Below are 23,200 nucleotides of genomic sequence, written 5' to 3'. Positions count from 1 at the left end.
TAGGGGGCAACCCTGGCGGAAACCCCGGACTACGACCCAAGTCTTTGTACTTGAAAGATTTTTTCTCAGACCAGCTGGAGTTCGAACGCCTTCAATACGGCACGCGTACGGTCGCGCACACCCAGCTTGGAAAGGATGTTGGACACGTGGTTCTTGATGGTGCCCTCGGCGACGCCCAGCGAATTGGCGATCTCCTTGTTGGAGAAGCCACTGGCCATCAGCCGCAGGATCTCGGTCTCGCGGTCGGTCAGCGGGTCCGGGCGGTCCAGGCTGACGAATTCATTGCGCATGTGCTCCAGGCCGGACAGCAGGCGCTGGGTTACCGCCGGCTGCACCAGCGATCCCCCGTCGGCCACGGTGCGGATGGCACCGACCAGCTGTGCCAGGGTGACGTCCTTGAGCAGGTAGCCCTTGGCACCGGCCTTGAGCCCGGCCAGCACCAGCTGGTCGTCGTCGAAGGTAGTGAGGATGATGGTCGGCGGCAGCTGTTCCTGCCTCGACAGCACCTGCAGGGCCTCCAGCCCCGACATCACCGGCATGCGCATGTCCATCAGCACCACGTCGGGGCGTACCTGGGGGATCAGCTCGACCGCCTGCCGGCCGTCGCCGGCCTCGGCCACCACCTCGATGCCGTCGTCGAGCGCCAGCAGGGAGCGGATTCCCTGCCGCACCAGGGTTTGGTCGTCGACCAGGCAGACGCGAATCATCAACGCACTCCTTCAGGAACCTTGGTAAGGGCCGCCACCAGCACCGTTGCCGGCACCGTCGCCCGCAGCCGGAAACCCTCACCGGGGCGGGTTTCGATCTGCAGCTGGCCACCACATTGTTGCAGGCGCTCGCGCATGCCGCGCAAGCCATTGCCCACATTGACCATATCCGCGCCGACGCCGTCGTCGCGGGCCTCGACCACCACCCGATCGGGGGCTTCACGGTACACCTTGATCCACAGGTGGCGGGCGCTGGCGTGGCGCACCGCGTTGGTGATGATCTCCTGGGTGCAGCGCAGCAGTACGTGGGCCCGCTGCGGGTCCTCCACGTTCAGCGGATCCTCGATCTCCAGCTGGATGTCCAGCGAGGGCACGTTCTCGGTCAGCGGGCGCAGCGCCGCAGCCAGATCGATCGCGCCGGTCTCGCGCAGCTGGCTCACCACCTCGCGCACGTTGCCCAGCAGCAGCTTGGCCAGCGCGTGCGAGCGCTTCACGTGATCGAGGGCCTGGCCCTCGGCCAGGTGCCCGGCGACCTCCAGGTTCAGGGTCAGCGCGGTCAGCTGGTGGCCCAGCAGGTCATGCAGTTCGCGCGAAATGCGGGTGCGCTCGTTGACCCGCGCGCTCTCGGCCAGCAGGGCGCGGGTGGCGCGCAGTTCCGAATTGAGCCGGCGCTGCTCGTCGCGGGCCTCGGTCTGCTGCCGCGCGACCAGGCTGGTCACGAAGATGAACATGGAGAAGCCGCCATACAGCAGCGACTGCATCACCGCTTCGAACAGCGGGAAGCGCAGCAGCAGGTAATAGACCGGAGCCACGGCCAGCTGGCTGACCAGCAGCCACAGCACGCCCAGCCGTACCGACAGCATCCACGGAATGACCCCGGCGGCCACCATCATCAGGATGCTGCCCAGGCCCGACCCGCTGAGGAAGCTGACCCCCAGCGCCGAGACCGTCAGCAACAGCAGCAGGCCGCGGTCCAGCCAGCTGGTGTGGCTGTCGCTGCGCAGGATGCGGGTCAGCCAGTAGTAGGCCGTGCCGAAGGACAGGTAGGCGACGAACAGCAGGATCGCCCAGCCGCCCATGTCAGCGCGGCTGTGCAGGTTCTCGAACTGCGAGTACGCCAGCGGCAGGCCGACCATGACCCAGGTGAACAGGCCGGCCAGGCGGAGGACGCGGGTATGGCTGAGGACTCCCAACATGCCAGCACTCTACGGGCCCGGCCTGCATCGCGCACTCCCACGGAAGTCATGCCCCTGCGGTCGCCTGTTCATGCCGCAGCCCACCCCGGGCATGCAATAATCGTGCGCAGGGTCCCTTGATGGACCAACCGCGTTACCCCACGGAGTCACAATGTCGATTGTCATCCGCGACGTGCGCGAGCACGAGCTCGATTCCGTCCTGGCTTTGAACAACAATGCTGGCCTGGCCATCCTTCCCCTGGATGCGGCCCGCCTGCGCCTGTTCTATGAAACCGCTGAGTACTTCCGCGTCGCCGAGCGCGACGGCAACCTGGCCGGCTTCCTGATCGGCTTTGGCAGCGACAGCCAGCACGACAGCAGCAATTTCGCCTGGTTCAAGCAGCAGCTGGACGCCCCGTTCTTCTATATCGACCGCATCGTGGTCGCCAGCCGCCGTCGTGGCGGCGGCGTCGGCCGTGCGTTCTATGCCGACGCGCAGAGCTTCGCCGAGCTGCGCTACCCGCAGATGACCTGCGAAGTCTTCCTCGACCATGGCGCCGATGCCGCCCTGCTCTTCCACGGCAGCTTCGGCTTCCGCGAGCTGGGCCAGAACACGATGCCGCAGGTCGATGTGCGCGCCAGCATGCTGGCCAAGGAACTGTGCAGCTACCCCTGGGTCAAGGAGACCTACGGCGGCAAGCTGCCGGATGTGGCATGGACACGCGCACGGCAGCTGCCGGCGCAGGCACAGCGGCCGACGGGGACCTGAGCGTGGCGGTGAATTTCGATTACGAACAGGCCGGTGAACTGAAGATCGGCCAGGTGGGCATCGCCAACCTGCGCATCCGTACCCTTGATGTCGAACGCCTCGTGCAGGAAATGCGCGAGCGCGTGACCCGCGCCCCGAAGCTGTTCGGCCGCGCCGCGGTGATCCTCGACTTCGGCGGCCTGAGCCAGGTGCCGGATGTGGCCACCGCGCAGGCGCTGGTCGACGGCCTGCGCAGCGCCGGCGTGCTGCCGGTGGCGCTGGCCTATGGCACCAGCGCAATCGACCTGCTCTCGCAGCAGCTCGGCCTGCCGCTGCTGGCCAAGTTCCGCGCGCAGTACGAGCGTGCCGAGGCCGAACCGGCCCCGCCGCCGCCTGCACCGGAGCCGCGCCGCGCAGCCCGTGCCGAACCGAAGCCGGCCCCGGCAACGCCGGTGGCCAAGGTGGCCGACGCGGCTGCACCGAAGCCGGGCCGCATGCAGCTGGGCAACGTGCGTTCGGGCCAGCAGCTGTACGCGGAAAACTGCGACCTGACCGTGATGGCCACCGTCGGCGCCGGCGCCGAGGTCATCGCCGATGGCAGCATCCACATCTACGGCACCCTGCGCGGCCGCGCGCTGGCAGGAGCCCAGGGCAACACCGCGGCACGCATTTTCTGCCGTGATTTCCATGCGGAACTGGTCGCCATTGCCGGCCATTACAAGGTACTGGACGATGTCCCGGACAACCTGCGCGGCAAGGCCGTGCAGGTCTGGCTGGAACAGGACCAGATCAAGATCGCTGCGCTGGACTGACGCAGCCCCCAAACAGAATCATCAGGAGAAGTCCTTTGGCTGAAATCATCGTAGTCACCTCCGGCAAGGGCGGCGTCGGCAAGACCACTTCCAGCGCGAGCCTGGCCTGCGGCCTGGCGCGGCGCGGCAAGAAGGTGGCGGTGATCGACTTCGACGTCGGCCTGCGCAACCTCGACCTGATCATGGGCTGCGAACGCCGCGTGGTGTATGACTTCGTCAACGTCGTGCACGGCGAAGCCACCCTCAAGCAGGCCCTGATCAAGGACAAGCGCTTCGACAACCTGTACGTGCTGGCCGCCTCGCAGACCCGCGACAAGGACGCACTGACCCAGGAAGGCGTGGGCAAGGTCCTGAAGGACCTGGCCGCCGACGGCTTCGAGTACATCATCTGCGACTCCCCGGCCGGCATCGAGAAGGGCGCCTTCCTGGCGATGTATTTCGCCGACCGCGCGGTGGTGGTGGTGAACCCGGAAGTGTCGTCGGTGCGCGACTCCGACCGCATCATCGGCCTGCTCGACTCGAAGACCCACAAGGCCGAGTCCGGCCAGGACGTGCCGGCCTTCCTGCTGCTGACCCGCTACACCCCGGTGCGCGTGGAAAGCGGCGAGATGCTGAGCATCGCCGACGTCGAGGAAGTGCTCGGCCTGAAGGCGATCGGCGTGATTCCGGAGTCGGGCGACGTGCTCAACGCCTCCAACAAGGGCGAGCCGGTCATCCTGGATGTCGAATCCGCTGCGGGCCAGGCCTATGAAGACGCCGTCGCGCGCATCCTCGGCGAAGAACGCCCGATGCGCTTCACCAACGTCGAGAAGAAGGGCTTCTTCAGCAAGCTGTTCGGAGGGTAAGCATGGGCCTGTTTGATTTCCTCAAAGCGAAGAAGACCACCGCCGAAACCGCCAAGAACCGCCTGCAGATCATCATCGCGCAGGAACGCAGCCACCGCGGTGGCCCGGACTACCTGCCGCTGCTGCAGCGCGAGCTGCTGGAAGTGATCAAGAAGTACGTGAACATCGACGTCGATGCGGTGAAGGTCGACCTGGTGAAGGATGGCCAGCACGACGTGCTGGACATTTCCGTGGCGCTGCCCGAAGGCCCGGACAAACCCTGATCCCCTGCCCCGCCCGTGCCTGCATGGGCGGGGCTGCCTGACCCGCATGACCGATACGACAACCGCCGTGGACATCACCTGCGTGGGCGACATCGCCTTCGCCGACGCGCAGCGCCTGCTCGCCGCGCATGGCCTTCGGCTGCACCACGTGGCGCCCGGCGAACCGATTCCCGGCAGTTACTGGGGCGAGCCAGAGGCCGGCATCATCGCCAGCAACGTGTACGTGCGCGATGACACGCCCGTGCACTCGATGCTGCATGAGGCCTGCCACCTGATCGTACTGCCACCGGAGCGGCGTGCGCAGGTGCATACCGATGCCACCGACTCGGTGGCCGAGGAAGACGCGACCTGCTACCTGCAGATCGTGCTGGCCGGGCAGCTGCCCGGTGTCGGCAGCCAGCGGCTGATGGCCGACATGGATGCTTGGGGGTATACGTATCGGCTGGGATCTACGAAAGCGTGGTTTGAACAGGACGCCGAAGACGCGAAGGCGTGGTTGATCGAACGCGGATTGCCGCTAGCGTGATGCATCGGTAGTGCCGGCCGCTGGCCGGCAACCAGGTGATGCTTCACGGGTTCATGAGGTTGCCGGCCAGCGGCCGGCACTACCCCATCAGCCCTGCCCGGCCAGCGTCCGCAAGGTAATGCCGACGATGTAGGCCAGGTACGTGCCGGTGGCATAACCCATCGTTCCCAGCAGCACGCCGACCGGCGCCAGGGCCGGATGGAACGCCGCGGCCACCACCGGCGCCGAGGCTGGGCCACCGATGTTCGACTGCGAACCGATGGCGAAATAGAAGAACGGCACCTTCAGCAGCTTGCCCAGGCACCACAGCAGCACGATGTGCACGCTGATCCAGATGATGCCCAGCAGGAACAGCCACGGGCGATCCAGCAGCGCCAGCAGATCCATCTGCATGCCGATGCAGGCGATCAGGAAGTACAGCAGCAGCGAGCCCAGGCGCGATGCGCCCGCACCTTCCAGGTTGCGCGCACGGGTGAAACTGAGGCTGAGGCCGAGCGTGGTCGACAGCACCACCACCCACACGAACGGCGCGTCCAGGCTGAACTGCGCAGCCCAGCTGACATTCGCCTTGAACCACGCCGCCAGCGGTGCGCCAATGGCGTGAGCCAGGCCGACACCGCCGAAGGCCACCGCCACGATCAGCATCAGGTCGGTGAGGCTGGGAATGCGCTCGTGTTCGGCCTGGAAGCGCGCGATGCGCTCCTTCAGCTCATCGATGGCCGAGGTATCGGCGCCACTGCGCGCGTCGATCTTCGCCGCGCGCCCGGCCAGGAAGATCAGCGCGGCCATCCATACGTAGCCGACCCCCACGTCGACCACCGCGAACTGTCCGAAGGTGGTCGCATTGACGTCGAACACTTCACGCATCGCCAGCATGTTGGCGCCGCCACCGATCCAGCTGCCGGCCAGCGCGGCCATGCCGGCCCAGGTGTCGCCGGCCACGGTTTCCGGATGCACGGCACGCATCAGCAGGAACGCCACCACCGCACCGAGCATGATGCTGGCCGAGGCCCCCAGGTACATCAGCACCAGCTTCGGGCCGAGCCGCAGGATGCCCTTGATGTCGACCGCAAGGGTCAGCAGGATCAGCGCCGCCGGCAGCAGGATGTCGCGCGCGATCGGGTTGTAGAGCCGGGTGTTCTGCCCGTCGATCAGGCCCACAGTGTTGTAGATGCCGGGAATCAGGTAACACAGCAGCAGTGCCGGCACGAAGGTGTAGACGCGCTTCCACAGGCCCTGCTCCCGCGAGGCGGTCCAGAACACGGCGCCAAGGGTGGCGGCGATCAAACCGAAGACGACGATGTCGTTCTGGATCAGGGCAGTCGAAGGCATGCAGGCGCTCTGGTAGAGCCGGCCGCTGGCCGGCTGCTGTTGGCGGCAGATCAGGAAGGCGTGCCGACCAACGGTCGGCACCCACCGGTAACGCAGATGGTGAAACAAATGCGCCGCCCCTAAGGGCGGCGCTGCAATCATCAATTGCCGATGTGCTGCTTCAGCCAGGCATTGACGGTGTCATGCCACAGGATGCTGTTGTTCGGCTTCAGCACCCAGTGGTTTTCATCCGGGAAGTACAGGAACTTCGATTCGATGCCCTGGCGCTGGGCGGCGGTGAATGCGGCCAGCCCCTGCTCGACCGGAATGCGGAAGTCCTGCTGGCCGTGGATGACCAGGATCGGCTTCTTCCAGTCCGCCACGTGGTTGACCGGGTTGAACTTCTCGTAGTTGGCGGCTTTCTGGTACGGCGTGCCGCCCTGTTCCCACTCGGTGAACCACAGTTCTTCGGTGGCGTAGCCCATCATGCGCTGGTCGAACACGCCGTCGTGGTTGACCAGGCACTTGAACGGGCCGTTCCAGTTGCCGGCGATCCAGTTGACCATGAAGCCGCCGTAGCTGGCGCCCAGCGCGCAGGCCTTGTCACCGTTGAGGAAGGCGTACTTCTTCAGCGCCGCATCCCAGCCCTTCTGCAGGTCTTCCAGCGGGCGGTCGCCCCAGTGCTGGCTGATCGCATCGGTGAATGCCTGGCCATAGCCGGTGGAGCCGTGGAAGTCGATCATCACCACCGCGTAGCCCTGGCCCGCGTAGGTCTGCGGGTTCCAGCGGTAGCTCCAGCCATTGCCGAAGCTGCCCTGCGGGCCGCCGTGGATCAGGAACGCCACCGGGTAGGACTTGCCTTCCTGGTAGTTGTGCGGCTTGACCACGTAGCCGTGCACGGTGTCGTTGTTCCAGCCCTTGAACTCGAACTGCTCGTAGTCGCCGAAGGACACGTCCTTCAGCACCTCGCCTGCGGCCGGGGTCAGCGCGCGCAGTTCGCCGATGGCTTCGCCCGTGGCCGGCAGCAGGCCGACCAGCACCTGGTCGTTGCTCTTCAGGCTGTTGCGGGTGATCGCCACGCTGTTGCCGGCCACGTCGACCGCGGTCACGCTGCCGTCGCCGATCAGCTTGGTGGCCTTGCCGCTGGCCACGTCGATCTGGAACAGCGGGTGTTCGCCGAGATCATCGGCAGTGGTGTAGATGCTGGCGCCGTCGGCGGACAGGGTGATGCCACCGGCCGAACGATCCCACTGCGGGGCAATCTCGCGGGTCTTGCCGCTGGCAACGTCCATCGCCATCAGGCCGAAGCGGTCGGCCTCGAAGCCCGGGCGCTTCATCGCGCGGTAGAACAGCGTCTTGCCGTCGGCACTGAACACCGGGCCGGCATCCCAGGCCGGGTTGGAGGCCGTCAGGTTGACCGGCGCCTGCTTGCCGGCGGCGTCGAAGCGGTACAGGTCGAAGTTGGTCGACCACGGCTCCTGCTTGCCGGCCACGCGGATGCTGGCCACCACGCTGGCGCCGTCCGGCGACCAAACGAAGTCGTCATTGCCGCCGAACGGCTTGGACGGCGCATCACCATCGATGGTCGCGCTCAGCGCCGAAGCGCCCTTGACTGCACCGGCCTTGGCTGCCGGCAGCGGAGCGACGAACAGGGTATTGCGGCGACCGTCGTTCCAGGTGTCCCAATGGCGCACGAACAGCGAATCCCACACCTGGCCGCTGGCCTTGGCGTCCTTCTTTTCCTTCAGCTTCTTCTCGGTGCAGGCCAGGTCCGAGGCGCACGCCTGGAACACGCCGGCGCTGAACAACACGCGGTCGTCCTGCGGCGACACACGGTAGCTGTCCACGTCGACGGGGAAGTCGGTCAGCTGGCGCGGGGTGCCGCCGCTGATCGGCTGCGCGTACAGCTGCTGGCTGCCGTTCCTGGCACTGAGGAAATACACGGTCTGGCCATCGGCCGACAGCGAAGCGGAATTGACGTTCCAGCCGGCCGGGGTGATCTGCTTCGGCGGCGCTGCGTCGCGGGTGCGCAGGTTGCGCGCGAACAGCGCCGTCGAGGCCTTCAGGTTGGCGTCCACGCTGCGCTTGGCGAACACCACGGTGCCGCCGTCAGCGGTCAGTACCGGCGCGGAGACGCGGTCCATGGCCACCATGTCGCGGACTTCCAGGCCGCGGGCAGCGGCGACGCTGGGCAGGGCGGCCAGCAAGCTCAGTGGCAGCAGGGCATGACGCAGTTTCATCGGGGTCTCCGCAGGACGGCAAAAAACCGATGGTAGGCCCGCATGGCCGGGGCTGCCAAGGCCATCGGTCATGGCTGCAGGCGGGCAATCGCCAGAAACAGCAAACCCCGCCGAAGCGGGGTTTTGCGGTAGTGCCGGCCGCTGGCCGGCAACACCAAGGCCCTTGGAGGTTCCGTGGTTGCCGGCCAGCGGCCGGCACTACCCGTTGCACCCAGGGTCAGAGCCCGCCCCTTACGCCTTGGCGTACTTGCCGGTGCGGTAGATCAACCAGCCGACCAGGAACAGCACGGCCAGGCCGATCCACTGTGCGCCCGGCAGGTGGAACGGCACCGCCAGCACGTCGGCACGGCTGCTGATCACGATCGGAATCGCGATGGCGATGCCCATCAGTGCCTCACCGGTGATCAGGCCGGCGGCAAACAGCACGCCCGGCTTGTGCACGCGGTCGCGGCCTTCTTCGTCATCGGCGCGCACCTTGTGGAAGCGCTCGACCAGATGGGCGATCAGGCCGCCGAGGAAGATCGGCACCATCAGTTCCAGCGGCAGGTAGATGCCGATGGCGGCGGCCAGCACCGGCACGCGGAAGCGCGCGTTGCGTGACTTCAGCCAGCTGTCGAAGGCGATGATGGCAGCACCGACCACAGCACCGATGCCGATGAAGGTCCACGGCAGTTCACCACCGAACAGGCCCTTGGCCACCGAGGCCATCAGGTTGGCCTGCGGCGCAGCCAGCGCGTTCGGGTGCAGCTCGGACTTCACGCCGATGCCGTAGGCAGTGGCCAGCAGGTTCAGTACCGGGGCCATGATCAGCGCGCACGAGAACGCACCGATGCCCAGCATCAGCTGCTGCTTCCACGGGGTGGCACCGACGATGTAACCGGCCTTGAGGTCCTGCAGGTTGTCACCACCGACCGCAGCGGCACAGCACACCACCGCACCGATCATGATCGCAGCCACCGCACCCAGCGGTGCACCGCCGGCACCGACCGGCTTGAGGCCGTCAGCGCCCAGCAGCACGACCAGCACGGCCGAGGCGAACAGGATGGTCGAGATGGTGATGCCCGAGACCGGGTTGTTGGACGAACCGATCAGGCCGGCCAGGTAGGCCGAGACCGAAACAAACAGGAAGCCGGCGACGATCATGATGAGGGTCATCGGGATCGACACGTGCCACTGGCCGACGATGGCCTGATACAGGGCCAGCAGCGGCAGCACGAACGCCACCAGGGCGACCAGCATCCACTTCATCGGCAGGTCGCGCTCAGTGTGCGCCAGCACCGGGCCGCCACTCTTGCGGGCCGCGGCGAAGCCGCTCTTGACGCCGTTGAGCAGCGACTTGCGCAGCGAGATCAGGGTCCAGATGCCACCGATCAGCATCGCACCAACGCCCAGGTAGCGCATCTTCGCGCCCCAGATGGCGAACGCGGCCTCGGTGGAGGAAGCCGCGGCAACCGACGCGGCCAATGCCGGATCGGTGTTCATGAAGAACGCCTGGTAGATCGGAATGGCGATGTGCCAGGTCAGGATCGAGCCGGACACCACCACGATGCCGACGTTGAGGCCGACGATGTAGCCCACGCCCAGCAGTGCAGGCGACAGGTTGGTGCCGATGAAGGCGGTGACCTTGGAGCTGCCGACATAGGCCGAGGTGGCCCAGGCGTCCGGGATCAGGCGCATGCCGCTTTCCGCGGCCAGCTTGACGAAGGCGCCGATCACCGCCGACAGGCCCAGGATCTTCAGGCCCGGACCCGGGTTCTCACCGGCCTTGAGCACTTCCGCAGCCGCCTTGCCTTCCGGGAACGGCAGCGGGTCTTCGACGATCATCGAACGGCGCAGCGGCACCGAGAACAGCACGCCCAGCAGGCCGCCGAGGCCGGCGATGCCCAGCACCCACCAGTACTTGAAGTCCGGCCAGTAGCCCATGATCACCAGCGCGGGGATGGTGAAGATCACGCCGGCGGCGATCGACGAACCGGCCGAAGCGCCGGTCTGCACGATGTTGTTTTCAAGGATGGAGCCACCGCCCAGCAGGCGCAGCACGCCCATGGAAATCACCGCGGCGGGAATGGCGGTGGCGATGGTCAGGCCTGCGAACAGGCCGAGGTAGGCGTTGGCGGCCGACAGCACCACCGCCAGCACGATGGCCAGGGCCACTGCGCGGAAGGTGAGCTGCTTGGGCGCAGCGTCGTGGTTCATGGAAGCCCCTGCTGGCAAAAAATCCCTGTCACGCTAGCGTTCAGGGCAGATCAAGTCCAGCGTGCCAAAGGATGGGGGCGTGCGCTGCAGCGCAACGGGCCAACACGTGGCCCGGCAATCGACCGACCCGGCAAAGTCCGGATGGGCGCGCCGCAAATGATATGTTATATCTTAATGCTACCTTGTTCTTACTGCATCGCATGCCCCCTTCCCCCTCCCCTCGCCTGGCCTCCATCGACCAGCTGCGCGGCACCGTGATGCTGCTGATGCTGCTGGACCACGTGCGCGAGACCTTCTTCCTGCAGCACCAGGTGAGCGACCCGATGGATGCAGCGACAGTCTCTCCTGCGCTGTTCGCCTGCCGCCTGCTGGCCCACCTGTGCGCACCCGTGTTCGTCCTCTTGACCGGCCTGTCGGCCTGGCTGTACGGCCAGCGCCAGGCGGATCCGCGCCGGGCCACGGCCGCGTTCCTGCTCAAGCGCGGCCTGTTCCTGGTGGTGCTGGAACTGACCCTGGTGAACTTCGCCTGGACCTTCCAGCTGCCGCCGGACACGCTGTACCTGCAGGTGATCTGGGCCATCGGGCTGAGCATGATCGCGCTGGCCGGCCTGCTGTGGCTGCCACGCCAGGCGCTGCTGATGCTGGCAATCGCGGTGGTGGCCGCGCACAACCTGTTCGACGGCATGCGGGTGCAAGGCAATGGCCTGCTGGCGGTGCTGTGGAAAGTACTGCACCAGCGCGACTGGATCGAGGCTGGCACGCTGCGCCTGCGCACCTCCTATCCGGTACTGCCGTGGATCGGGGTGATTGCGCTGGGTTATCTGATGGGGCCCTGGTTTGGCCGCGCGCGCGCGCCGGAGCAGCGCCAGCGCTGGCTGCTGTGGGCAGGCGTCAGCGCGCTGGCCCTGTTCGCATTGCTGCGGTTGGCCAACCAGTACGGGGATGCACCGTGGCAGTACCAGGCCACCACGCTGCGTACCTGGCTGAGCATCTTCAACGTCACCAAGTACCCGCCGTCCTTGCAGTTCCTGCTGCTGACCCTGGGCGTGGGAGTGTTGCTGCTGCGGCTGTACGAATGGCCGCCGCTGGCGCGGGCACTACAGCCGCTGGCCGATATCGGCGCTGCGCCGATGTTCTTCTACCTGCTGCACCTGTACGTACTGAAGGGGCTGTACCTGGCCGCGTTGGCGGCCTGGGGGCCGACCCATGGCGAGCTGTATGCCCTGGATTCGGTCAGCGGCCTGCTGCTGGTGGCCTGTGCGCTGGCGGTGGTGCTGTACCCGCCGACGCGGGCCTTCGCGCGGTTCAAAGCGCGAAGGCGCGATCTGCCTTGGTTGCGATACCTGTGATCGCCCAGGCCAGTCCGGCAATCCACGCATGGCGTGGATCTACTGAAAGCGGATCAGGTCACAGGCCTATAATTCCGCGATGAATTCCACCGCTATCGCTTCCGACGACTTCCTGGGCCACCCCAAGGGCGTCTACGTCTGCTTCTTCACCGAAATGTGGGAGCGCTTCTCCTTCTACGGCATGAAGGCGCTGCTGCTGCTGTACCTGACCAAGTACCACCTGTTCGGCGACAAGGCCGGCCTGGACCTGCTCGGTGCCTATGGCGGCCTGGTGTACTGCATCCCGGTGTTCGGTGGCATGCTGGCCGACCGCTGGCTGGGCATGCGCCGGGCAGTGCTGTTCGGCGGCATCCTGCTGGTGCTCGGCCACCTCGGCATGGCCTTCGAGGGCCACGCCGCGTACCGGGTGAACGGCGAAGTGGTGCGCGACACCTCCGCACTGGCGGTGACCTACCTGTCCCTGGCGCTGATCATCATGGGCGTCGGCTTCCTCAAGCCGAACATCTCCACCATCGTCGGCAAGCTGTACGCCAAGGACGACCCCCGTCGCGACTCGGGCTTCTCGCTGTTCTACGCCGGCATCAACCTCGGCGCGCTGTTCTCTTCGCTGGTGTGTGGCTTCCTCGGTGAGGCCTATGGCTGGAAGTATGGTTTCGGTGCTGCCGGCATCGGCATGCTGGCCGGCCTGGCGATGTTCCTGTGGGGCCAGAAGTACCTGCAGGGCCATGCCGAACCGCCGCAACCGGCCGCGCTGAAGCAGAAGGTGCTGGGACTGCCGCGCGAATGGCTCATCTATCTGTGCGCGGTGCTGGGTGTGCTGCCGGTGGCGTGGCTGATGTGGGCTGCCGGCAACGGCGCGTTCGCGCTGGGCGGTGAAATCAGCCTGGCGCTGATGCTGATGCTGGTGGTGCTGGGCGGCGTGCTGGTCTGGTTCGCCTGGTTCACCGGCAGCAAGTGCACGCCGGTGCAGCGCCAGCAGATGATCGCGCTGATGGTTCTGATCTTCCTGGCGCTGGTGTTCTTCACCATGTACGAGCAGTCCTACGGCTCGTGGGTGACCTTCACCGACCGCCTGTTGACCAAGGACATCGTGCCCTCGCTGGTGATCACCGGCGGCACGCCGCTGCCGTGGTCGATCCTCTCGCTGCTGCTGGCACCGCTGGGCTTCGTGATCAGCGCGCGGCTGTCCGAGCGCCGCCCGGGCTCGTCTGCACCGCGCACGTTCTTCGCCGCCATCGTCGTGCTGATGCTGGTGCTGCTGGTGCGCGACTGCCTGGTGATCCCGCAGACCGCCGGCTCGCTCACCTATCTCGGCGGCCTGTTCCTGGTGCTGCTGGCGCCCGTCTTCGCCGCGATGTGGACGTGGATGGACCGCCGCGGCTGGGAGCCGGGCAAGCCGGTGAAGTCGGCCTGGGGCCTGGTGATCGGCGCACTGTCGTTCGTGCCGCTGGCACTGGCGGCGCAGCAGGTGGGCGCCACGGGCGAGATGGCCAGCGTGTGGTGGCTGGTGCTGGCCTACTTCCTGCTCGCCAGCGGCGAGATGTGCCTGTCGCCGGTCGGCCTGTCGGCAGTGACCCAGCTGGCCGTGCCGCGGGTGATGAGCCTGATGATGGGCACCTGGTTCCTGGCCACCGCATTCTCGGAGACGCTGGCCGCGCTGTTCGGCAAGCTGGCCGCGATCGAGGTGCCGGAAGGCGAATCGCTGGACATGGTGGCCGCAGCCGGCGCCTACGCGCACCTGTTCTGGCTGCTGATGTGGATCGGCCTGGGTTGCGCACTGGCGGCCTTCATCGCCGCACCGCTGCTGAAGAAGATGATGCACGGGGTGAAGTAAACCCCGCGCTTGCGGAAAACCAGGGCGGCGGAACGTTCATCCGCCGCCCTGTCAGCTCAGGGCGCCTTGTCCTTGCCGGTCGCAGGCGCGGCCGTCGCGGTCTTGCCACCCAGGCTGCGCGCCAGGAAGGCCAGCAACTTGTCGTAGTACTCGCTGCGATGGGCCTCGGTGTAGAAGCCGTGGCCTTCGGTCTTGTAGTACAGGCTTTCCACCGGCGTGCCGGCGCGCTTGAGCGCCGCTTCCATGCGTTCGGTGTGCTGGATCGGCGCGCGCTTGTCCTCGCCACCGGCGGCCAGGAACACCGGCACCTTGATCCGTTCGGCCAGGTTCACCGGCGACACCGCACCCAGCTTGGCCGGATCCCCCAGCCATTCGCGCAGATAGGTCACGCCTGAACCCCGGTCCTGGATGTCGCCGCGGGTGTACATCATCGGCAGGTCGTAAACCCCGACATAGCCCGCCGCGCACTGATACAACCCGGGTTCGCGGGCGGCACCCATCATCGCCGAGTAGGCCCCGTAGCTGGCGCCGTAGATACAGATGCGACGGCCGTCGGCGATGCCTTCGCTGATTGCCCAGCGGGTGGCATCAGTGACATCGTCCTGCATTGCCGCGCCCCACTGCTGCGCACCGGCCTGGGTGTGGGCCCGGCCGTAGTTGCCCGAACCACGGAAGTTGACCTGCAGCACGGCATAACCGGCCGCGGCCAGCATCTGCGTTTCGCGGTCGTACTGGCCGGAATCGAAGATGTCGAACGGGCCGCCATGCGGCATCACCACCATCGGCAGGTTGCGCCCGTCGCTGCCGGCCGGCAGGGTCAGGAAGCCATGCAGCGGCAGGCCATCGCGGGCCTTCAGTGCAATCGGCTTCACGCTGGCACTACGGTCAACGTCGATCCAGTCGCTGCGGCTGATCAGGTGATCAGCCTTGCGCGCCACCGTGTCGTACACGTAGAAATCGCCCGGGTTCGAGCCCGACCAGGTTTCCACCAGCACGACACGGCCATCGCGGGTGCTGGAGGTGATGTAGACGGGCCCTCCGAAGGCGGCTTCCAGGCTGCGGTACAGGCGCGCCTCCGGCGACTTCTCGTCGAAGAACCGGGTACGCGGCGTATCGCCCAGATACAGCGCGCCCACCGGCACGTGGGTGCCGGGCCGATGGATGATGCGATACGGATTGACCACCTCGTCGCGCAGCAGCGTGGCACGCTCGCCGGTCTGCGGGTTCCAGCTGACGATCGCATCCGGGCCCTGGGCCTGCTCGACGTTGAGGTAGGCCAGGCTGTCATCGGCCGAGAAGCCGAGGGCGGTTTCGATGCGCTTGCTGACCGCCTCGTCGTTGATCAGCTTCCAGGTGTCGCCGCTGCGTTCGCGGAAATACAGCTTGTTGATGTTGTCGCTGCCCGAGCCGTGCACGAAGCGGACCTCGCCGGCGCCATCGGTGGTGAATTCGCCGCGCCGTACCGGCGAAGATGCCACCCGCGCACGGCGGCCGGTGGTCACATCCATGCGATCGACGCGGGTGAACGGGTCCTCGGCCAGCGGCCATACGGTCACCAGCACGTTGCGCTCGTCGCCCGGCAGGTCGTCGGCCAGGAAGGCGGCCACTGCTTCGACTTTCTTCGGCTGGATGCGGGTCCCCGGGCCCTTGCTTTCGACGCGATAGCCGACCAGCAGCTCGCCACGGTTGCCGTTGGCGTCGACGGCATAGAGTTCGCCGGTGGGATTGGGTTGGTCGAGCGAGCCCCACTTCTGGGCCAGGCCGATCAACAGGCGTTCGTTGCTGACCCAGTCGAATTCCTGCGCGTGGTTGCGGCTGGGTGGCCAGAAACTGCCGACCAGCTGCTTGTCCTTCAACCGCAGGATCGCGATCGCGGTGCTGTCTTCCCTCGGCACCGTTGCCGCTACGTACTCGCCCCCCGGCGAAATCTTGATGTCGGTGAAGGTCTCCCGGCGCAGGTACTGCGTCAGATCCACCGCCCCCGCGCTGCCTGCGGCAACGCCCCCGATGACGGCCAGTGCGACCGCCAGAATCGTCTTGTGCATCCTTCCCCTGCTCCTGTGGACACCTTGTCCTGGTGGCCGATTCTAGGCAGGGCCATGCCTTTCCCGCCAGAGCCGGAAAAGACGACGGCACCGTTGCCGGTGCCGTCGTTGCCACTACCTTGGAGAGAGAGTCAGGACGTGGGTTCGGGGGGCGTGCGCCGGGTCAGTGGACCCCGCGCACCGCCAACATGAGGGCCAGGATGCTGAGGATCACGGCGATGGTGCCGTCGAGCACGCGCCAGGTGCTGGGCTTGGTGAACAGCGGCGCCAGCAGGCGTGCGCCGAGGCCCTGCGCGGTCAGCCACAGGCAGCTGGCGGTGACCACGCCGGCGGCGAAGGCCATGCGGGCGTTACCGAAGTTCTCGGCGATCGAGCCGATCACCATCATGTCCAGCCAGAAGTGCGGATTGATCAGCGAGAAGCCGACCGCGGCCATCAGCACCGCGCGGCGGCTGCCGTCGTCGCTGTCAGCCTCGCCCATGCCACCGCCCCCCGCGATTGCACGGCGTGCCGACTTCATCGCATACCAGGCCAGGAAGGCGACGCCGGTCCACAGCACGGCGCTGGTCAGCCACGGCAGCGCCGAGGTGAGCGTGCGCAGGCCGGCCACGCTGGCGAAGATGAAGATGGCATCGATGGCCGCGCAGGTGGCGACCACCGGCACGATGTGCTTGCGCAGGATGCCCTGGCGCAGAATGAAGGCGCTCTGGGCGCCGACCACGGCGAACAGGCCGATGCCGGTGGCTGCACCAGAGAACCAGGCACCGAGGCCGGTGCTGGCGGAGATGACCGAGAACATGGGATTCACTGCCTTGTATTGCTTGGGGGGACGGTGCCTCGCGAAGGCGGACAGCACCGGAACGGGCGCTATTGTCGCGCCGCAACATGAAAAAGACGAGCTAAACTTCCTAAATCAACATTAGCGGAGCTTAATTCGATGCGTATCGATCATGCCCAGCTGCGCGCCCTGGCCGCGGTGATCCGCGAAGGCAGCTTCGACCGCGCCGCGCAGTCGCTGAATGTCACGCCCTCGGCCATCTCGCAGCGGGTCAAGGCACTGGAGGACCGGATCGGCCGCCTGCTGGTCAAGCGCGGCACGCCGGCCACCGCCACCGCCGAGGGGCAGCTGCTGGTGCAGCTGGCCGAGCAGACCGCCCTGCTCGAACACGATGCGCTGCACCGGATGGGCCTGGCCGATGAGGATCTGCCCCAGGCCAGCATCCCGGTGGCGGTGAACCACGACAGCCTGGAAACCTGGTTTCCGCAGGCGGCCCACCAGTTCGCGCAGAGCACCGGCACCACCTTGGACCTGCGTGTGGAAGACCAGGACCACACGGTGGAGCTGCTGCGCCAGGGCACGGTGCTGGGCGCGGTGACCACCCTGGACGAGCCGGTGCAGGGCTGCCAGATCCATGCGCTGGGCAGCATCCGCTATGCAGCGACCTGCACCCCCGAATTCCGCGAACGCCACTTCGCCAAGGGCGTGACCGCGCAGGCGCTGGCGCAGGCCCCGGTGCTGGTGTTCAACCGCAAGGACGAAATGCAGTCGCGCTTCGCCCGGCGCATGGCCGGCGACGACCTGCCCAGCACCGCACCGACCTGGTGGATTCCCTCCACCCGGGCCTTCGTGCAGGCCAACCTCGGCGGACTGGGCTGGACCATGAACCCGCTGCCGCTGGTCAAGCGCCACCTGGACGCAGGCCGCCTGGTCTACGTGCGCCAGCGCGCGTGGGAAGACGTGCCGCTGTACTGGCAACACTGGAAAGGCGACGTGCAGACCATGGCTCTTCTGACCCGCGCGGTGCTGGATGCGTCCTCGGCGCTGATCCGGCGCAAGCGCTGAGCTGCACAGCGACAAGGGCGTGGAGGGATCAAGTCGCTTCCGCCGTGCAGGCCGTATGGCCTGATACGACTTGATCCCCGGCGTCCCCTTTTTCGGCGCGTGACCGGGGTCCGTTCCGGGGCGCCCGGTTGTGCCAGCATCGCAGCACCCGACACGGAGCGCCGCGATGCAGACCGATCCGCTGTTCCTGCACATCCGGGTGGTGATGGGCATCATCCTCGGCCTGTCGATTACCACCGTGCTCAAGGGCCTGGCGCAGATCATCGAGCATCCGCAGCGCCGCGGCTGCTCGGCCCTGCACCTGGGCTGGGTGGCGTGGACGCTGATATCGCTGGTGACCTTCTGGTGGTGGGAGTTCCGCCTCATCGAGGTGCACCGCTGGACGTTTGAAACCTACCTGTTCGTGATCGTGTACTGCGCGACCTGGTTCCTGCTGTGCGCGCTGCTGTTTCCCGACGACCTGCGCGAATACGGCAGCTACGGGAACTATCTCATGCAGCGCCGGCGCTGGATCTTCAGCGTGATTGCTGCACTGACCCTGCTCGACCTGGTCGATACCGCCATCAAGGGCAGCAGCCGCTGGAAGCTGCTGGGAGCCGCGTACCCGTTGCATGCCGTGTTGATGCTGGCGGTGGCGGTGCTCGGCTGGCGACTGCGCAGCCAACGCACACAGCTGCGCCTGGTGCTGGCAACGCTGGCGTACCAGATCGGCTATTTCGCCGTGGAATACTTCACCGTCGGCAGTGACTGACCCGGCTGCCTGCACTCCCGGGAAACGCCTTCGACGCCCCGCGGCCGGGCGGCATCGGCATCCGCAGGGACGGCCGCGTCGCCGGGCATGGCTTGGCGCTATGGTAGAGGACCGCCGACCGGATGCTGCGTTGCATCAAAAACGGACCGGATCCGGTTAGAATCGCACCTGGATGCGGCAAGGCGTTGTTTCTTCACGCCCTTTCCCTGCCCCACGCGCATCCTGACCCCTTCCCCTCCGCCAACGATCCCGCCCCCATGAAGAAATTTGGCAAGGCTCTTCTCGCCCTGCTCGTGCTGCTGTTGCTGGCCGCCGCGCTGTTCCTGTACTGGCCGCTGACCCAGCGCTCGGTGCCCGCCGCCAGCAACGACAAGCCCGTCGATGTGGTGCTGGTCGGCGCCGGCATCATGAGCATTACCCTGGCCACCTACCTGCAGGAACTGCAGCCGGACTGGAACATCCAGGTCTACGAACGCCTCGACGGCGTCGCCGGTGAAAGCTCCGACGGCTGGAACAACGCCGGCACCGGCCATTCGGCGTTCGCCGAACTGAACTACACCCCGGAACTGCCCGATGGCAGCATCGAGACCAAGCGCGCGGTCGGCATCGCCGAATCGTTCGAGGTCTCGCGCCAGTTCTGGTCGCACCAGGTGAAGGAAGGCCGGCTGAGCCAGCCCAGCGACTTCATCAACCCGACGCCGCACATGAGCTTCGTCTGGGGCGATGACAACATCGCCTACCTGCACAAGCGCCAGCAGGCGCTGGTGAAGAACCCGCTGTTCTACGGCATGCAGTACTCGGAAGATCCGGCACAGATCAAGCAGTGGGCGCCGCTGCTGATGGAAGGCCGCGACCCGAAGCAGAAGGTGGCCGCGACCTGGATGCCGCTCGGTACCGACGTCAACTTCGGTGTGATCACCCGCCAGCTGACCGCCGGCCTGCAGCGCAGCCCGAACTTCAGCCTGCACCTGAACCATGAAGTGACCGCGCTGCGACAGAACGCCGACAAGAGCTGGAACGTCACGGTGAAGGATCTCAAGGCTGGCACCGAAACCACCACCCACACCCGCTTCGTGTTCATCGGTGCCGGCGGCGCCGCGCTGAAGCTGCTGCAGATGTCCGGCATTCCGGAGTCGAAGGACTATGCCGGCTTCCCGGTCGGTGGCCAGTTCCTCGCCTTCCAGGGCCAGGACGTGACCTCGCGCCATGGCGTGAAAGCCTACGGCATGGCCGAGACCGGTTCGCCGCCGATGTCGGTGCCGCACCTGGATGCGCGCAAGCTGGACGGCAAACCGGTGGTCCTGTTCGGGCCGTTTGCGCTGTACAGCACCAAGTTCCTCAAGCACGGCTCGTGGTGGGACCTGTATTCCTCGGTGACCCACAACAACGTTGGCCCGATGCTGGAAGTGGGCAAGGACAACCTGGACCTGGTGCAGTACCTGATGGGCCAGGCGCGCCTGAACGATGCCGACCGCCAGGCCGAACTGGTCAAGTACTTCCCCAATGCCAAGCCGGGTGACTGGAAGCTGGTCACCGCCGGCCAGCGCGTGCAGATCATCAAGCGCGATCCGCTGAAGGGCCCGGTGCTGCAGTTCGGTACCGAGATCGTGACCGACAAGGACCACACCATCGCCGCACTGCTCGGCGCGTCGCCGGGCGCGTCGACCTCGCCGCCGATCATGCTGGACCTGATGGCCAAGGCCTTCCCGGACCAGATGAAGGCCGGTTGGGAAACCCGCCTGCGCGAGATCGTGCCGTCGTATGGGCGCAAGCTCAACGACAGCCCGGCGCTGGTGAACGAGATCCGTACGCTGACCAGCCAGACCCTGCACCTGCCGTACCTGGAGGTGCCGGTGGATGCGAACGCGGCGGTGCCGGCTCCGGCCGCTGCGGCTCCGGCTCCGGCGAAGGAAAAGCGCAATGCCAATGAGGAACTGCAGGCGCTGTAAGCCCGCGCGTTCCTTCGATGCAGACGGACGGCCACCTTCGGGTGGCCGTTCTCGTCTGGGCGGGCCACCGCCTGTAGAGCCGAGCCTGCGCTCGGCTGCTCTTCGCGGCTGCCAACAGCCGAGCATGGGCTCGGCTCAACAGGAAGCCTGCTGGATGCCGGAAAGCCTCTACGCAATGACGCGAATTGTAATCTTGTTAAGAATTATTTACATTTGCGTCCTGCGCAGTGATCGCGCCTCTCCAGAAGGACCTGACCGTGCCCGAAGCCGCCGCCCCGGGTGCTGGACGACTGTTGCCGCCCTTCCCCGTTTCCAAGCCTCGAGCCCACCATGCCCCTGCCTGTCCGTAACCGCCTGCCCCGCCGCGCGCTGCTGCCGGCTGCCCTGCTTTCGTCGCTGACCCTGCTGGTCACGCCCGCCGCGTTCGCCGCCACCGATGCCGCCGCCGATGCCAAGACCCTGGACCGGGTCAGCGTCCGGGCCGAGCGGTCCGCTCCGCCGGCCAGTACCACGCGCCTGCCGATCACCCTGCAGGAAACCCCGCAGTCGGCCACCGCGATCAGCCTGCAGCGCCTGCAGGACGAATCACTGTTCAGCATCAACGATGTGATGCGCAACGTGACCGGCGTCAGCGTGTCCTTCTATGACACGCAGCGCCCGCTGTACTACGCGCGTGGCTTCGCCATCACCGACTTCCAGGTCGACGGCATTCCCACCTACAGCGGCTCCACCAACCAGGAATACGACACCGCCTTCTACGACCGCATCGAAGTGATCCGCGGTGCCAACGGCCTGCTCAGCGGCGCCGGCGTGCCGTCGGCCACGGTCAACCTGCTGCGCAAGCGCCCCGGCAAGGAATTCGACGCGTCGTTCGCGGTCAGCGCCGGCAGCTGGGACTACCGCCGCATGGAAGCCGATGTCACCGCGCCGCTGACCGATGACGGCCGTTTCCGCAGCCGCGTGGTCGCCGCCTACACCGATCGTGGCCTGTATTACGACCGTTACGACGAGAACAAGATGGCCGGCATGGCGGTGCTGGAAGGCGATGTCACCGACAGCACCACCCTCACCCTCGGCTACCAGACCCAGGACAACAACCCGACCGGTTCGACCTGGGGCACCGTGCCGTTCTTCGACAGCCAGGGCAATTTCGCCCATCTGCCGCGCTCGACCAACCTGTCGCCGAAGTGGAGCTACTGGAAGCGCGAGAGCAACACCGCCTTCGCCAACCTGGAACAGCGCTTCGGCGACAACTGGCTGCTGAAGATCAACACCGCCTACACCCGCGGCAACGTGCAGAACGTGCGCCTGTACGGCACCGGCAACCCGGACCCGGTGACCGGCTCGGGCATCTTCCTGCGTGCGGCCGCCGGTGATTCGAAAGACACCCGCCGCAATGTCGATGCTTACCTGACCGGCAGCTTCCCGCTGTTCGGCCGCGACCACGACCTCACGGTCGGTGCCCAGTGGTCGGATCTGGAAGGGACCACGAACACCGTGGCGCTGAACTTCCCGAGCGACTGGGCAACGTGTGTCAGCGCCACGGGTGCACGCGAGCGCTGCTACTACATCCCCAACGTCTACAGCTGGAACGGCGATATCTCCGAGGTGACCTACCGCCGCACCGGCGCGCGCCGCGTGGCCAAGACCACGCAGAGTGGCGTCTATCTGGCCACCCGCCTGCACCTGGCCGATCCGCTGTCGCTGATCGCCGGTGCACGCCTGAGCCGGTGGGAAACCCTCACCCGCTCCTACAACGCCGCCGGCGCCTATACCGGCACCAGCGGTGCGTACAAGGTGAGTGATGAAGTCACTCCGTACGTGGGCCTGGTCTACGAGATCACCCCGAACGTGTCGGCCTATGCCAGCTACACCGAGATCTTCAATCCGCAGAACTACAAGGACCGCAACGAGAACCTGCTGGCGCCGGTGCAGGGCTCGAACCTGGAAGCGGGCATCAAGACGCAGTGGTTCGATGGCCGCCTGACCGCAAATGCCGCTGTGTTCGAGGCCAAGCAGGACAACTACGCGGTGCGTGACATGGGCGTGCCGGAGGGTTCGCTCAGCGACGGCAGCTCGGCCTACATCGGCGTCAACGGTACCAAGGCGCGTGGCTGGGAGATGGATATCAACGGCGAAATCCTGCCGGGCTGGACGGTCAATGCCGGCTACACCCACGTCAAGGTCACCCGCGCCGCCACCGACCTGCTGTACGCCAACCCGCCCAAGGACCTGCTGCAGCTCAACACGCAACTGCAGCTGCGCGGTGCGCTGGAACGCCTGAGCATCGGCGGTGGCCTGCAGTGGCAGAGCAAGGTGCAGGGCTACAACATCGCCTACCCGCTGGGCGGCACGGTGACCGTGAACCAGCCGGCGTACATGCTGGTGCAATTCAATGCCAACTACCGCATCAGCAACAGCTGGACTGCAACGCTGAGCGTGCGCAACGCGCTGGACAAGACTTACTGGGCCAACCTGGACTACAACAACTACGGCGAGCCGCGCTTCGTATCGGCCAGCCTGCGCTGGAAGTTCTGAGCCACCTGCGAACCGGTGGGTGCCGACCGTTGGTCGGCACACCCCACACCCCACACCCTGAATGGGCC

18 protein-coding genes are annotated in these 23,200 nt (G+C 66.5%); 11 read left to right on the top strand and 7 right to left on the bottom strand.

Features of this window, described 5'->3' with window-relative positions; translation table 11 throughout:
- Nucleotides 1–65: 65 nt before the first annotated feature.
- Together ACSDHM_RS04105 and ACSDHM_RS04100 are read right to left on the bottom strand one after the other, a co-directional pair.
- Nucleotides 66–707 carry a response regulator gene (locus tag ACSDHM_RS04105; protein WP_006424175.1) on the bottom strand — a complete coding sequence of 214 codons (642 nt, stop codon included), beginning with the start codon at nucleotides 705–707 and terminating at the stop codon, nucleotides 66–68.
- The gene (locus ACSDHM_RS04100) at nucleotides 707–1,903 is read right to left on the bottom strand and encodes a sensor histidine kinase (RefSeq protein ID WP_072166929.1); all 1,197 of its coding nucleotides are present in this window, start codon (nucleotides 1,901–1,903) and stop codon (nucleotides 707–709) included. Before ACSDHM_RS04100 ends, ACSDHM_RS04105 begins: the two co-directional genes overlap by 1 nt.
- A gap of 151 nt (nucleotides 1,904–2,054) precedes the next feature.
- Here ACSDHM_RS04100 and ACSDHM_RS04095 point away from each other — a divergent pair, with 151 nt between their 5' ends.
- From ACSDHM_RS04095 to ACSDHM_RS04075, 5 genes are read left to right on the top strand one after another with little or no spacing between them, the layout of a single operon-like run.
- Nucleotides 2,055–2,651 (top strand): GNAT family N-acetyltransferase, encoded by a 597-nt coding sequence (locus tag ACSDHM_RS04095; RefSeq protein ID WP_019659316.1) that lies wholly within the window; start codon nucleotides 2,055–2,057, stop codon nucleotides 2,649–2,651.
- A complete protein-coding gene (gene minC, locus ACSDHM_RS04090; RefSeq protein ID WP_049413254.1) occupies nucleotides 2,597–3,442 on the top strand; it encodes a septum site-determining protein MinC in 846 nt (281 codons plus the stop codon). Before ACSDHM_RS04095 ends, minC begins: the two co-directional genes overlap by 55 nt.
- A 35-nt stretch (nucleotides 3,443–3,477) precedes the next feature.
- A complete protein-coding gene (gene minD / locus ACSDHM_RS04085) occupies nucleotides 3,478–4,287 on the top strand; it encodes a septum site-determining protein MinD (protein WP_072166930.1) in 810 nt (269 codons plus the stop codon).
- A 2-nt stretch (nucleotides 4,288–4,289) separates the two neighbouring features.
- The gene (gene minE / locus ACSDHM_RS04080; protein ID WP_005408532.1) at nucleotides 4,290–4,550 is read left to right on the top strand and encodes a cell division topological specificity factor MinE; all 261 of its coding nucleotides are present in this window, start codon (nucleotides 4,290–4,292) and stop codon (nucleotides 4,548–4,550) included.
- A 46-nt stretch (nucleotides 4,551–4,596) separates the two neighbouring features.
- A complete protein-coding gene (locus tag ACSDHM_RS04075) occupies nucleotides 4,597–5,076 on the top strand; it encodes a hypothetical protein (RefSeq protein WP_088496150.1) in 480 nt (159 codons plus the stop codon).
- A gap of 87 nt (nucleotides 5,077–5,163) precedes the next feature.
- Here the strand turns inward: ACSDHM_RS04075 and ACSDHM_RS04070 are convergent, their stop codons facing one another.
- The 3 genes from ACSDHM_RS04070 to ACSDHM_RS04060 form a co-directional block, all read right to left on the bottom strand.
- Nucleotides 5,164–6,408, bottom strand: a complete 1,245-nt coding sequence (locus ACSDHM_RS04070; RefSeq protein WP_088496843.1) for a DUF819 family protein — start codon at nucleotides 6,406–6,408, stop codon at nucleotides 5,164–5,166.
- 140 nt (nucleotides 6,409–6,548) lie between these two features.
- Complete coding sequence (locus tag ACSDHM_RS04065) at nucleotides 6,549–8,627, bottom strand: alpha/beta hydrolase family protein (protein ID WP_072166932.1); 2,079 nt, start codon at nucleotides 8,625–8,627, stop codon at nucleotides 6,549–6,551.
- Nucleotides 8,628–8,858: 231 nt separating this feature from the next.
- The gene (locus ACSDHM_RS04060; RefSeq protein ID WP_072168689.1) at nucleotides 8,859–10,823 is read right to left on the bottom strand and encodes an OPT family oligopeptide transporter; all 1,965 of its coding nucleotides are present in this window, start codon (nucleotides 10,821–10,823) and stop codon (nucleotides 8,859–8,861) included.
- Nucleotides 10,824–11,023: 200 nt separating this feature from the next.
- Between ACSDHM_RS04060 and ACSDHM_RS04055 the strand changes: the two genes are divergently transcribed.
- A complete protein-coding gene (locus ACSDHM_RS04055; RefSeq protein ID WP_439426677.1) occupies nucleotides 11,024–12,172 on the top strand; it encodes a DUF1624 domain-containing protein in 1,149 nt (382 codons plus the stop codon).
- Between the two features lie 79 nt (nucleotides 12,173–12,251).
- Nucleotides 12,252–14,006: a peptide MFS transporter gene (locus ACSDHM_RS04050; RefSeq protein ID WP_151354645.1), complete on the top strand. Its 1,755-nt coding sequence runs from the start codon at nucleotides 12,252–12,254 to the stop codon at nucleotides 14,004–14,006.
- 56 nt (nucleotides 14,007–14,062) lie between these two features.
- Here the strand turns inward: ACSDHM_RS04050 and ACSDHM_RS04045 are convergent, their stop codons facing one another.
- On the bottom strand, nucleotides 14,063–16,051 hold the full coding sequence (locus ACSDHM_RS04045; protein WP_151354644.1) for an alpha/beta hydrolase family protein: 1,989 nt from the start codon (nucleotides 16,049–16,051) through the stop codon (nucleotides 14,063–14,065).
- 163 nt (nucleotides 16,052–16,214) lie between these two features.
- Complete coding sequence (locus ACSDHM_RS04040; protein WP_072168685.1) at nucleotides 16,215–16,850, bottom strand: LysE/ArgO family amino acid transporter; 636 nt, start codon at nucleotides 16,848–16,850, stop codon at nucleotides 16,215–16,217.
- Nucleotides 16,851–16,988: 138 nt separating this feature from the next.
- Here ACSDHM_RS04040 and ACSDHM_RS04035 point away from each other — a divergent pair, with 138 nt between their 5' ends.
- The 4 genes from ACSDHM_RS04035 (at nucleotide 16,989) to ACSDHM_RS04020 (ending at nucleotide 23,132) form a co-directional block, all read left to right on the top strand.
- Nucleotides 16,989–17,894, top strand: coding sequence for a LysR family transcriptional regulator ArgP (locus tag ACSDHM_RS04035; RefSeq protein ID WP_072168684.1), 906 nt, complete (start codon nucleotides 16,989–16,991; stop codon nucleotides 17,892–17,894).
- Between the two features lie 166 nt (nucleotides 17,895–18,060).
- The gene (locus tag ACSDHM_RS04030) at nucleotides 18,061–18,645 is read left to right on the top strand and encodes a hypothetical protein (RefSeq protein ID WP_072168683.1); all 585 of its coding nucleotides are present in this window, start codon (nucleotides 18,061–18,063) and stop codon (nucleotides 18,643–18,645) included.
- A 257-nt stretch (nucleotides 18,646–18,902) separates the two neighbouring features.
- A complete protein-coding gene (gene mqo / locus ACSDHM_RS04025; protein ID WP_072168682.1) occupies nucleotides 18,903–20,594 on the top strand; it encodes a malate dehydrogenase (quinone) in 1,692 nt (563 codons plus the stop codon).
- A 330-nt stretch (nucleotides 20,595–20,924) separates the two neighbouring features.
- Nucleotides 20,925–23,132, top strand: coding sequence for a TonB-dependent siderophore receptor (locus ACSDHM_RS04020; protein ID WP_439426676.1), 2,208 nt, complete (start codon nucleotides 20,925–20,927; stop codon nucleotides 23,130–23,132).
- Nucleotides 23,133–23,200: the final 68 nt, after the last annotated feature.

It is taken from the genome of Stenotrophomonas sp. T8 (assembly GCF_051853085.1).
GTDB lineage: Bacteria > Pseudomonadota > Gammaproteobacteria > Xanthomonadales > Xanthomonadaceae > Stenotrophomonas > Stenotrophomonas sepilia.
The sequence above is the reverse complement of the archived record's forward strand: the minus strand, read 5'-3'. Positions and strand labels throughout refer to the sequence as shown.

What these genes read in the sequence shown, in the direction of transcription:
- ACSDHM_RS04075 (WP_088496150.1), top strand. Translation starts at nt 4,597, where the DNA reads ATGACCGATACGACAACCGCCGTGGACATCACCTGCGTGGGCGACATC.
- mqo (WP_072168682.1), top strand. Translation starts at nt 18,903, where the DNA reads ATGAAGAAATTTGGCAAGGCTCTTCTCGCCCTGCTCGTGCTGCTGTTG.
- ACSDHM_RS04105 (WP_006424175.1), bottom strand. Translation starts at nt 707, where the DNA reads ATGATTCGCGTCTGCCTGGTCGACGACCAAACCCTGGTGCGGCAGGGA.
- ACSDHM_RS04055 (WP_439426677.1), top strand. Translation starts at nt 11,024, where the DNA reads ATGCCCCCTTCCCCCTCCCCTCGCCTGGCCTCCATCGACCAGCTGCGC.
- ACSDHM_RS04065 (WP_072166932.1), bottom strand. Translation starts at nt 8,627, where the DNA reads ATGAAACTGCGTCATGCCCTGCTGCCACTGAGCTTGCTGGCCGCCCTG.
- minE (WP_005408532.1), top strand. Translation starts at nt 4,290, where the DNA reads ATGGGCCTGTTTGATTTCCTCAAAGCGAAGAAGACCACCGCCGAAACC.
- ACSDHM_RS04060 (WP_072168689.1), bottom strand. Translation starts at nt 10,823, where the DNA reads ATGAACCACGACGCTGCGCCCAAGCAGCTCACCTTCCGCGCAGTGGCC.
- ACSDHM_RS04100 (WP_072166929.1), bottom strand. Translation starts at nt 1,903, where the DNA reads ATGTTGGGAGTCCTCAGCCATACCCGCGTCCTCCGCCTGGCCGGCCTG.
- ACSDHM_RS04070 (WP_088496843.1), bottom strand. Translation starts at nt 6,408, where the DNA reads ATGCCTTCGACTGCCCTGATCCAGAACGACATCGTCGTCTTCGGTTTG.
- ACSDHM_RS04095 (WP_019659316.1), top strand. Translation starts at nt 2,055, where the DNA reads ATGTCGATTGTCATCCGCGACGTGCGCGAGCACGAGCTCGATTCCGTC.
- ACSDHM_RS04050 (WP_151354645.1), top strand. Translation starts at nt 12,252, where the DNA reads ATGAATTCCACCGCTATCGCTTCCGACGACTTCCTGGGCCACCCCAAG.
- ACSDHM_RS04020 (WP_439426676.1), top strand. Translation starts at nt 20,925, where the DNA reads ATGCCCCTGCCTGTCCGTAACCGCCTGCCCCGCCGCGCGCTGCTGCCG.
- ACSDHM_RS04040 (WP_072168685.1), bottom strand. Translation starts at nt 16,850, where the DNA reads ATGTTCTCGGTCATCTCCGCCAGCACCGGCCTCGGTGCCTGGTTCTCT.
- ACSDHM_RS04035 (WP_072168684.1), top strand. Translation starts at nt 16,989, where the DNA reads ATGCGTATCGATCATGCCCAGCTGCGCGCCCTGGCCGCGGTGATCCGC.
- ACSDHM_RS04045 (WP_151354644.1), bottom strand. Translation starts at nt 16,051, where the DNA reads ATGCACAAGACGATTCTGGCGGTCGCACTGGCCGTCATCGGGGGCGTT.
- ACSDHM_RS04030 (WP_072168683.1), top strand. Translation starts at nt 18,061, where the DNA reads ATGCAGACCGATCCGCTGTTCCTGCACATCCGGGTGGTGATGGGCATC.
- minC (WP_049413254.1), top strand. Translation starts at nt 2,597, where the DNA reads ATGGACACGCGCACGGCAGCTGCCGGCGCAGGCACAGCGGCCGACGGG.